This window comes from Celeribacter sp., from assembly GCF_048259695.1.
GTDB lineage: Bacteria > Pseudomonadota > Alphaproteobacteria > Rhodobacterales > Rhodobacteraceae > Celeribacter.
The window spans coordinates 20491-27032 of sequence record NZ_JBLXHL010000012.1 but is presented as its reverse complement, the minus strand read 5'-3'; the positions used below and the strand labels follow the sequence as shown (position 1 = coordinate 27032).

7 protein-coding genes and 1 tRNA gene are annotated in these 6542 nt (G+C 51.3%); 2 read left to right on the top strand and 6 right to left on the bottom strand.

Features of this window, described 5'->3' with window-relative positions:
- The first annotated feature begins 36 nt into the window (after positions 1-36).
- Positions 37-111 (top strand) — tRNA-Phe (locus tag ACN0Q0_RS15390).
- A gap of 51 nt (positions 112-162) precedes the next feature.
- On the opposite strand, the gene ACN0Q0_RS15385 is transcribed toward ACN0Q0_RS15390, so the two are convergent.
- From ACN0Q0_RS15385 to ACN0Q0_RS15375, 3 genes are read right to left on the bottom strand one after another with little or no spacing between them, the layout of a single operon-like run.
- On the bottom strand, positions 163-1254 hold the full coding sequence (locus ACN0Q0_RS15385; RefSeq protein WP_343503560.1) for a tyrosine-type recombinase/integrase: 1092 nt from the start codon (positions 1252-1254) through the stop codon (positions 163-165).
- Complete coding sequence (locus ACN0Q0_RS15380) at positions 1251-1490, bottom strand: hypothetical protein (protein WP_343503559.1); 240 nt, start codon at positions 1488-1490, stop codon at positions 1251-1253. Before ACN0Q0_RS15380 ends, ACN0Q0_RS15385 begins: the two co-directional genes overlap by 4 nt.
- 53 nt (positions 1491-1543) lie before the next feature.
- The gene (locus ACN0Q0_RS15375; RefSeq protein WP_417244249.1) at positions 1544-1765 is read right to left on the bottom strand and encodes a helix-turn-helix domain-containing protein; all 222 of its coding nucleotides are present in this window, start codon (positions 1763-1765) and stop codon (positions 1544-1546) included.
- Positions 1766-1883: 118 nt separating this feature from the next.
- Here ACN0Q0_RS15375 and ACN0Q0_RS15370 point away from each other — a divergent pair, with 118 nt between their 5' ends.
- Positions 1884-2279, top strand: coding sequence for a helix-turn-helix transcriptional regulator (locus tag ACN0Q0_RS15370; RefSeq protein WP_343503558.1), 396 nt, complete (start codon positions 1884-1886; stop codon positions 2277-2279).
- A 273-nt stretch (positions 2280-2552) separates the two neighbouring features.
- Here the strand turns inward: ACN0Q0_RS15370 and ACN0Q0_RS15365 are convergent, their stop codons facing one another.
- Genes ACN0Q0_RS15365 through ACN0Q0_RS15355 form a run of 3 tightly spaced genes read right to left on the bottom strand, consistent with a single transcriptional unit; the run spans position 2553 to position 6447 of the window.
- A complete protein-coding gene (locus tag ACN0Q0_RS15365) occupies positions 2553-3800 on the bottom strand; it encodes a 5-methylcytosine restriction system specificity protein McrC (RefSeq protein WP_343503557.1) in 1248 nt (415 codons plus the stop codon).
- A 13-nt stretch (positions 3801-3813) separates the two neighbouring features.
- Positions 3814-5418 carry an McrB family protein gene (locus ACN0Q0_RS15360; protein WP_343503556.1) on the bottom strand — a complete coding sequence of 535 codons (1605 nt, stop codon included), beginning with the start codon at positions 5416-5418 and terminating at the stop codon, positions 3814-3816.
- On the bottom strand, positions 5419-6447 hold the full coding sequence (locus tag ACN0Q0_RS15355) for a DNA-methyltransferase (RefSeq protein WP_216004486.1): 1029 nt from the start codon (positions 6445-6447) through the stop codon (positions 5419-5421).
- Between the last annotated feature and the right edge of the window lie 95 nt (positions 6448-6542).

The following is a 6542-nucleotide window of genomic DNA, read 5'->3' as shown; positions in this document are numbered from 1 at the left end:
AAATCCCCCTCACCCGAAGGCGATGCCTTCTCCCGTGCCCGGGTAGCTCAGGGGTAGAGCAGTGGATTGAAAATCCTCGTGTCGGTGGTTCGATTCCGCCCCCGGGCACCATTTAAACCCAAGATAAGATTGAGCTTTTTCTGCTTTAATGGGGTGGTTCCGCTAAGGTTTGACGCTTTTCTTGGTAGGTTTGACAATTTCCGCTCTCCTTTTGTTTTCTTCTTCCCAGACCTCGATGGTCGCGCGGTTCTTACGCGCCAAATCTGCGTCCTTCGAATAGTGCAGCCCCATAGCGGGCGACTTCTGCGCAAGAAGGTCTGAAATATCGCGCTCAGAACGCCCTGCCTCACGCAGCCAAGTTGCCATGGTGTGTCGGAGCCCCTTGGGTGTAAGGCCAGGTTTGATCGCACCCTTAGCCTCAAGCTTCTTCTTCAATCGCTGGAAGCTGCTTTGAAAGCCGTCATAGGTCCATGAACGCCCGCTTGAGCTCGCTAAGACGGTGAGCGCATCATGCTCCGGCATCCGTTGCAGCTCCGCTCTGAGCGTGTCGCCGATCGGCACCGCGGCACCGACTTTCGTCTTGTCACGATCTCTCCAGATTACATCTCCCGCAACCTGGTCCCTGCGAAGTCCTAGGGCGTCAGTTGGGTCCAAGCCGGTACAGTGGATCAGTGCAAGGGCGCCCCGCATTTCAGGTGCTGAGGCTTCAAGCATCGCCTGAACCTCTTCGTAGCTCCAAGCCCGATTACGTGCCGGCGCATTCTTTGGCCTGGGTTTTGGGATGACACCAGTGGCGAAGTTTCTGGAAATGTTGCCGTGAGGAATATTGTACTTAAAGACTTGGCTGATAAACACCAAGAGTATGTTCGCACGCCGCCAACCCATCTTGGTGGACGCCTTGTCATGGATGCCCGCAATAAGGGGCGTTGTAATCGAAGAAACTGGTGTATCCTTAATAGGGTGCAGGTAGTCTGCACTGAGCCTATAGTCTCTCTGGGTTGTAGCTGCACGATTCTGAAAATGTTCAGTCTCAAAGTAAAATTGCAGCAACGCACCCAAGGTCCCAGGTTTAGGGCGCATCCGCTTCTGAGCATCGTTGGCAGCTGCAATCTTCGAACACTCATGAAAAAATTCCGGACTACCTAGCGGTGCGCTAACTAGATCGACTTTGTGGCCCGTAGCTCGGTGGTAGCAACGCAGCTTTCCATGTCGATCATGAAAAATCTTGAAGCCCTTAACACGGATTCTCGTCATCCCAGACGATCCAGAATGCTCGTTTCAGTGAAAGTATCGGCTTCTGATTTAACAGCATCGATCCAGTGATCGAGGTCGCGGCGGTCCCAGAGGAGGGTTCCTCTTCTAAGCTCGACTGGACGAACCGGACAAGACGACTTGAAGTGCTTGAGGGGAAGGCCCGAATAGCTCGCGGCTTCGGACTGCTTGAGCATTCGCTTATCGATGACACTAATGTTTAGATTTGTCATGGCCATGAAACCCACCTTTCGAGAAATCTTGCGCGTACTCTCTCGGCTAAGAGCTGTCCCTAAAGTTTCGCCTTCGGGTCCTCGCCAACGCCCTGCGCGCCTGCAGGCTCAACCATGTTTTGGTCGATAAACTCTTGGACCGCACTCTCAGGAAGGTAAAATGCTGCCCCAATTTTCAGGTGTCGCAGCTGACGCGCTGCGATCAGACTGCGAATGCGCCTTTCAGGCCAACCGGACCTTTCTGCAAGCTCCCGGGGCGTCAGAAGTACACAAGCGGCCATAATGCTTCCCTTTCTCCAGTAGAGATGGCACCATTGGGTCATACTAGCAGAAATGGTGCAACTTTTGACACTATCAGGCAACATTAAGCACAAGTCAACATCCCCGTCCGAGATTGGGATGAGGCTGCGCAAAATCCGTGAGCAGAGTGGTTTCTCACAAGCTCGCTGCGCTGCGTACCTCGGCGTGTCAGAGCGATCCTACAAGAGTTACGAACTTGGCAAGCGTGAACCCCCTCTCTCGGTCGTGATTTCCGCTTCCGAGCGATTTGAAGTCAGCTTGGGCTGGCTTGTCCTTGGGACCGAATGGGCGATCCAGGAGAAGGTTGCTGCACTTGCTGGAGATGTTTCCAGGGTGTTCCACAAGACCACGTCTGTCGATGCCATGACTGCCGAAAGATTCGGGAGACTGGTAGAGTACGCAGTTCAACAGTGCATTGAAAAAGGGACGCCTGCGGAAATTGAGGTACCTAGAATCATCGCCCTCTTCGCGACTGAACCTGGAGAGCCATCATGAATTACAGCGTATTCGCAGACACGGTTGGCGTTTTCGGAGGAAGAATTCGCTTAGCCGGAGTATTTTTGGCTTGCGTCGGCGTAATTCTTCTTATCTTCGGAGCACCCCATGTCGCTAGCGCCATTTGCCTCTCGAATGGAGTAACGCTGGCTATTGCAGGAAATTATTTGGCTGAACTTGTTCGAAAGCACTCTCCAAGTGACCCTCCAGGTTTTTGAATACCTCGGTATGTCAAGACGGGAACGACCTGGGGGAAAGGTTAAGTAGGTGTTGTCATTTCAGAATGGCGCCCACCTCTTTTACCATTTTACCCTGCGCCTCCCGAATGTCACCTCGGATGTTCACAAGATAGTGGTAAAATTCTGCGCCTGTTGGCAGCTTTCCCAGTCTCCGGAGGCCTTGGCTTTCCCCTTCATTGGCTGGAGAAAATAGAACTCCAAGGGGGGCTCCCGCTGCTGTCACATGGCTAATTATCTGATATCGATCGGCCTCTTTGAGCTTCGGCTTATACTTAACTTCGCCTAAGGCGATCACGTTCTTCTTACCACGCCTGAAGATGACGTCCGACTTTGTCGGGTAGACCTTGCTATCGGTGAAGAGCTTCCCTTGATGTTTGTTCCCGTCGAGAACGGAAATCTTCCTAGCCCTAAGACCTTCACCAAAAGAAACACGAATGAATTTCTCAAAGATATCTTCGAGATTGAACAAGAAAGATGGCAATTCACGGCCGCCTGGCGCGAAGGAGAAGGCTATTCCTCCACCAGTGACAAGCAAATGGTAGACTCTAAGCATCCCGGCATAGTTCTCTCTTAGCCGAAGTGAAACAGACTCATCCAAGAAGAAATCATGAGAGCTTGGCTCGCGCTCCTGCACCCTCCGCAAGAAATCAAGAGCGATCTGCAATATTCTCCGCTCGCCTTCCCACTCTGCGCTCCGAGGGATGAGCCTAGAAAATCTCAGGCACGCAGATTTGATGACTTTGTTTGCTGGACTATCGAGCCCGAATTCATAGACACTCGAAACGGTTTCAATTGGATTCCCCCGCGAGAGATATGTGGAAATTGTTCTCCCAAACTCGACCCGCGGCTTGTAGTAGCCAGTCATAGTGCGAGTGTAATAGGTTCGCTCAAAGCCCGTCGATACAGCCCCCCGCAAATAATGGCAGAAGCTTCGCGCAAGCAATAATATTGGAGCCGGGTTCTCAGCGCCTTGATAGCTCCGAATGGTTGGAAGGATATGAGAGTAGTCCTCGCCACCAATCTCTAACATCGACCACAGGTTCTCAATAGGGAACTTAGGCACGATATTCAGGGTGATGCGGCTTGTCAGCGGTAAGAAGCCAATCAACCCTAGAGCCATGAGATCAACGCCATTGGTTACATCTCGAAGCTCGATTGCCTTTAGGTCCCTCGTCTCAGGCAGAATGAGTGAATGACCACTTTGGTCGATGAGGTCGCTACGAGGGAAGAAGCGCCTACCGCGCTCCTCGATCTCCACAACATCGGCTTCAGGAAACAACATCGGTCTTGCTTACCTAGGCCTCATCACCGTCGACCCCCTCGACCTCCGCGACCTCATCAATCTTCAGGAGGCCATCGACTTCTTCTTTTATGCGGTCATAGGCTTGGCGGTCGTGGAAGAGAGTGCGCTGTAGTCCGAGCTTTACTCGCCCCTCCCAGACATCAGACAGGTCTTCAATGGTGCGAACCTGCAAAAAGCTTGTGTGACCAAATCCAGCCGGAAAAGCATTGTTCAGAAGATCGAAAAGGTGGAGCGTTCTTTTAATCACCCGCTCCTCAACAGCGTGATCGTGCAGGTGACTTTGAAGCAAGGATTTATCAGGGTCTAAAGCGATGACAATGAAACGTCTTAGAAGCGCATCGTCCAAATCAGTCACAGAGCGATCGAATGGGTTTGCTGTCGCCAAGACAATTAGGTTCCTGGGGAGCGATATCTCCCTACCCGATATTGCCAACTTAAAATTCTTCTCACGGTAGTCTAGCTCCAAATAGGTGAGGAGCTCACCAAAAATTCTAGCCACATCCCCTCGATTAAGCTCGTCAATCACTAGAATGTAGAGATTCTCCGGATCCTGTTTGGCCTTCTCTGAGAAGGTGAGAAAATGCCTCTGATCGAGCACATAGCTAACGCCTGCTACGCCTTGTTCTCCACTGCCGCCCTGCACAGCGGGACGAAAGCCCTCCACAAAATCATCGTAGCCGAATGCTGGATGAAATTGGAGGAACTCGATGCGATCTTCATCTCCTTTTGCTAAGTACTGAGCAATCTCATGAGCATACTTTGTTTTTCCGGTCCCTGGGGGGCCGGCAAGAAGGAATGAGTGACTGGTTTTCTTATTAATCGCGTTGAGAATAATAGCTAAAACAGCGTCGTCCGAACTCATAAGCTCGACTTCGCCCGTACCGGCCTCCTCTTCTTGGCCCTCAGGAGTAATAGGAGGAGCTTGAAGATGAGCCCAAAGCCTAGGCGCCAGTTCCTCAAGGAAGGTCTCGTTTGATGGGCGTTGCGTCAGAGTCTGAGGCCATTCACGGCCTGCTGTTAGACCAAACCTTCCTCGGTATGGCGCCTGAAATTCATCGAGGCCAAAATGTTCAAAGAGAAGGTGATCATATAACGCCTGCCAGCTCTCAATTCCGTCAGGAAAACCTCTGAATGCGAACAACCACACCATGAAGTCCTCGAATTGAAACTCTTCAGGGACCTCACCTTCAAATGCATCTTGAAACGCATCTGTTAGCCGAATAGTGGTCTTCTCGCCTTCAAGATACCCCTGTAGGCGCATGTCTCTATATCCACGGCTAGAGAACAGGTTGCCCCACATTTTGGTATCTTGCCGGATCATATAGTCATTGGCAAAATCACCGCGATCCCAACGTATCCCCTTCAAGCGAGGGCGAAGTAGATTGTTCCCCGTTTCAAATGGGGGGATGTCCAATAGTGCTCCGTTGAAGTATCGATCCAAAAACTGATCCGTGCCGAGATTCCTCGACATGTCAACATGGTCAGTCTCTCCAACATCGTTTGCGGCAAAAACAAACGCAGGAATAAGCCAATTAGCGCTAATTTCCTGCAGAGCCTCGATGGACGTTTTGATCGTCGGAATATCAAAGTATTGCACTTAGGACTCTTTTTTTGATTTCGTGCCCGGTTTGCGGAAATTTTTCCTATTCCCGTCCCACTCATCCCATAGGGGTGATTGCTTCTTGAGGCCAGATTGGACCTCAGACCACTGAGACGACTTGTATCCTTCTGCCTCTACTGCACCTTGGACGTAGTCAATGTAGTCGTCGCCCATATCGATCCCGACCACGTTTCGGTGATTGGCAATTGCCGTCAACATAGAAGTTCCACTACCAACAAAGGGGTCGAGTACATGTCCGTTGGGCGGGCTAGCGATATCAATGCAGCGCCGAACGAGCTCAGAAGGGAATGCGGCATTGTGGTTGGCGCGGCGATTGCGCTCAATTGGAATATTCCAAACATCTTCTTCTACGAGCTTCGAACGGTCGAAGCTATAGAACCGGCTCTTGGAAAACATGAAAACGAACTCATACTGCCGATACGGGCGATCTCTTGCTGTCGGCTCTACAAAGGCGTTGCAACGATTCCAAATAATGGAGCTACGCAGCGTCCAGCCACGCTGCTGCATTTCAAAGGCCACTTTCCAGGGGACGCCAATCATACTCTTCTTGGGGATATCCCACCCGCTTTTATCCACAGGCCGGACTTTCTTCCGCAAAAAGTTTCGGGAGGAGCATTTGGGGTCGCTACCGTGAGGCTGACCATTGCCAGAATAGAAGGTATCACCAATATTAAGGAAAAAGACGCCTTCAGGATGCAGCGTTCGTTTCACTTCATCGAACACATCCATGAGAGCACTAATATAGGTATCAACGGAATCTTCATGCCCGAGCTGACCGTCGTAGCCATAGTCCCGAACCCAGAAGTACGGGGGTGAAGTAACCGCTACATTGAAAACGTCACTAGGAAGCTTCTTGAGCATGCTGGCTGAGTCGCCGTGCATCAATCCTGCGAAGTGTCCTGTCTCCGATGTGTACCCATGAAGGTCACCGTGCTGCTTGCTTTCAGCCGACGAAGTTGACTCTGGGGAGGTGTCGACGGAGAAACCGGTAGATGAGGTGTCCATGAGTATAATTCTTCCTATTTTGACCGCTCGCGCGCCGATGCGAAACGCTAGCTTACGGACAGGAACATAACAAGAACAACCTACTTTTCTATCAA

Excerpts from the sequence above, each read along its gene's own strand:
- ACN0Q0_RS15370 (WP_343503558.1), top strand. The coding sequence starts at position 1,884 with ATGAGGCTGCGCAAAATCCGTGAGCAGAGTGGTTTCTCACAAGCTCGC.
- ACN0Q0_RS15355 (WP_216004486.1), bottom strand. The coding sequence starts at position 6,447 with ATGGACACCTCATCTACCGGTTTCTCCGTCGACACCTCCCCAGAGTCA.
- ACN0Q0_RS15380 (WP_343503559.1), bottom strand. The coding sequence starts at position 1,490 with ATGGCCATGACAAATCTAAACATTAGTGTCATCGATAAGCGAATGCTC.
- ACN0Q0_RS15375 (WP_417244249.1), bottom strand. The coding sequence starts at position 1,765 with ATGGCCGCTTGTGTACTTCTGACGCCCCGGGAGCTTGCAGAAAGGTCC.
- ACN0Q0_RS15365 (WP_343503557.1), bottom strand. The coding sequence starts at position 3,800 with ATGTTGTTTCCTGAAGCCGATGTTGTGGAGATCGAGGAGCGCGGTAGG.
- ACN0Q0_RS15385 (WP_343503560.1), bottom strand. The coding sequence starts at position 1,254 with ATGACGAGAATCCGTGTTAAGGGCTTCAAGATTTTTCATGATCGACAT.